Source organism: Acidovorax sp. KPB24-07 (genome assembly GCF_057543315.1).
In genome coordinates this window covers 1-1,572 of record NZ_BAAJYS010000595.1, presented here as the reverse complement: position 1 = coordinate 1,572, position 1,572 = coordinate 1, and the positions used below count along the sequence as shown (strand labels likewise).

The 1,572-nt window shown below is 71.8% G+C and carries 1 pseudogene; it reads left to right on the top strand.

Annotated features, from left to right (window positions below):
• Positions 1-1,572 (top strand): annotated as a pseudogene (locus AC27IQ_RS24205) (amino acid adenylation domain-containing protein); the annotation flags it as partial.

Sequence of the window (1,572 nt, the reverse complement as noted above, 5' to 3'; positions counted from 1 at the left end):
GGCTGAGCCGGTGGGGGAGGGTTCCCTGCACGCGCGGATAGAGCGCCATGCGCGGGCGCGGCCGGATGCCGTTGCCCTGGTGCTGGGCGATCGGCAGCTGAGCTACGGAGAGCTCAACCGCCAGGCCAACCAACTGGCGCACCACCTCATCGGTCGCGGCGTGGGCCCCGAGGTCCGGGTGGGCCTGGCGCTGGAGCGGGGTCTGGAGACGGTCGTTGGCATGCTCGCCATCCTCAAGGCCGGGGGGGGCCTACGTGCCCCTGGACCCGCAGTACCCAGCCGATCGCCTGGCCTACATGGCGCAGGACAGCGCCGTGGCCCTGGTGCTCACCCACAGCGCCTTGCGCGGATCGCTCGCCTGGGCCGAAGGCCTGCCCACCGTGGAGCTGGACACCCTGGATTGGCAGGGCGAGGCTGGGGGTAACCCCGGCATCGCCGTGCACCCCGAGGGGCTGGCCTACGTCATCTACACCTCCGGCTCCACCGGGCGGCCCAAGGGCGCGCAGCTGAGCCACCGCAACGCCACGCGGCTGCTGGATGCCACCCAGCCGTGGTTCCACTTCGGGCCCGAGGACACCTGGACGCTGTTTCACTCCTACGCCTTCGACTTCTCCGTGTGGGAGATCTTCGGGGCCCTGTGCACCGGGGGGCGGCTGGTCATCGTGCCGTACTGGGTCAGCCGCTCGCCGCAGGACTTCGTGCAGCTGCTGCGCGAGCAGCAGGTCACCGTGCTCAACCAGACCCCCTCGGCCTTCGGTCAGCTCATGGAGCAGCAAGAGGCCTACGAGAGTGGGCTGGCGCTGCGCTGGGTCATCTTCGGGGGCGAGGCCCTGGAGCCGCAGCGGCTCAGGAAATGGATCGAGCACTGGGGCGATGCCCGGCCGAGGCTCATCAACATGTACGGGATCACCGAGACCACCGTGCACGTCACCTACCGGCCCGTGACGCGGGCGACCTGGAGGCGGCGCGCAGCCCCGTGGGCGTGGCCATCCCGGACCTGGGGCTGCGCGTGCTGGACAGCTCGCTGCAGCCTGTGCCCATCGGACTGCCGGGCGAGCTGTACGTGGCGGGCGAGGGGCTGGCGCGGGGGTACCTGGGGCAGGCGGCGCTCACCGCGCAGCGCTTCATCGCTGCGGAGGGGGGACAGCGGCTGTACCGCACGGGGGACCGGGTGCGCTGGAGCGCGGGCGGGGAGCTGGAATACCTGGGGCGCATTGACCACCAGGTGAAGATCCGGGGGTTCCGGATCGAGCTGGGGGAGATCGAGGCGCAGTTGCTGGCGCAGCCCGAGGTGAGGGAGGCGGTGGTGCTGGTGCAGGAGCGCGACAGCGGTGCGAGGCTGGTGGCGTACGTGTCGCCGCAGGCGGGGCAGGCGATCGAGCTGGGGGCGCTGAGGAGGCGGCTGGGGCAGGGGCTGCCGGAGTACATGGTGCCGGGGGCGGTGGTGGTGGTGGCCGAGGGGTTGCCGCTGAACGGCAACGGCAAGGTGGACCGCAAGGCGCTGGGGCAGATGGGGATGGAGGGGGCGGGGGAGCAAGAAGGCCTGAGGGCGCGGGAGTACGAGGCGCCGCG